This window comes from Lysobacter sp. TAB13, from assembly GCF_052113885.1.
Taxonomy (GTDB): Bacteria; Pseudomonadota; Gammaproteobacteria; order Xanthomonadales; family Xanthomonadaceae; genus Lysobacter; species Lysobacter gummosus.
Window position 1 is genome coordinate 1 of the sequence record NZ_JBFRDR010000053.1, and the last position, 954, is coordinate 954.

Annotated in this window: 1 protein-coding gene; it reads right to left on the reverse strand. The window is 64.5% G+C overall.

The features are described 5' to 3' along the window. Positions 1-953 (reverse strand): elongation factor Tu (gene tuf / locus AB4Y92_RS25055; protein ID WP_441822081.1); only part of this gene is annotated, 953 nt, incomplete at its 3' end. Position 954: the final 1 nt, after the last annotated feature.

A 954-nucleotide genomic window follows, 5' to 3' on the forward strand; every position in this document is an offset into this window, starting at 1 on the left:
TCGTCCTTCGACAGCACATACACTTCGGCTTCGAAGTCGGTGTGCGGCTTGATCGAACCCGGCTTGCACAGCACCTGGCCGCGCTCCACGTCGTCACGCTTGGTGCCGCGCAGCAGCAGACCGGCGTTGTCGCCCGCCTGGCCCTGGTCCAGCAGCTTGCGGAACATTTCCACGCCCGTAACCGTGGTCTTCTGCGTCGGACGGATACCGACGATTTCGATTTCGTCGCCCACCTTCACGATGCCGCGCTCGATACGGCCGGTCACCACGGTGCCGCGGCCCGAGATCGAGAACACGTCTTCCACCGGCATCAGGAACGGCTTGTCGATCGCRCGCTCCGGCTSCGGAATGAAGGTGTCCAGCGCATCGACCAGCTTCAGGATCGMCGGCACGCCGATTTCRCTCTGGTCGCCTTCCAGCGCCAGACGGGCCGARCCGTGGATGATCGGGGTGTCGTCGCCCGGGAACTCGTACTTGGTCAGCAGCTCGCGGACTTCCATCTCCACCAGCTCCAGCAGCTCGGCGTCGTCCACCATGTCGGCCTTGTTCAGGAACACGACGATGTACGGCACGCCGACCTGACGCGACAGCAGGATGTGCTCGCGCGTCTGCGGCATCGGGCCGTCAGCGGCCGAGCACACCAGAATCGCGCCGTCCATCTGCGCCGCACCGGTGATCATGTTCTTCACGTAGTCCGCRTGGCCCGGGCAATCGACGTGCGCGTAATGGCGGTTCGCCGATTCGTATTCCACGTGCGCGGTCGAAATCGTGATGCCGCGAGCCTTYTCTTCCGGCGCCGCGTCRATCGCGTCGTACGCCTTGAACTCGCCACCGAAACGCTCAGCGCCCACCTTGGTCAGCGCCGCCGTCAGCGTCGTCTTGCCGTGGTCAACGTGACCGATCGTGCCGACGTTCACGTGCGGCTTGGTGCGCTCGAATTTACCCTTAGCCATG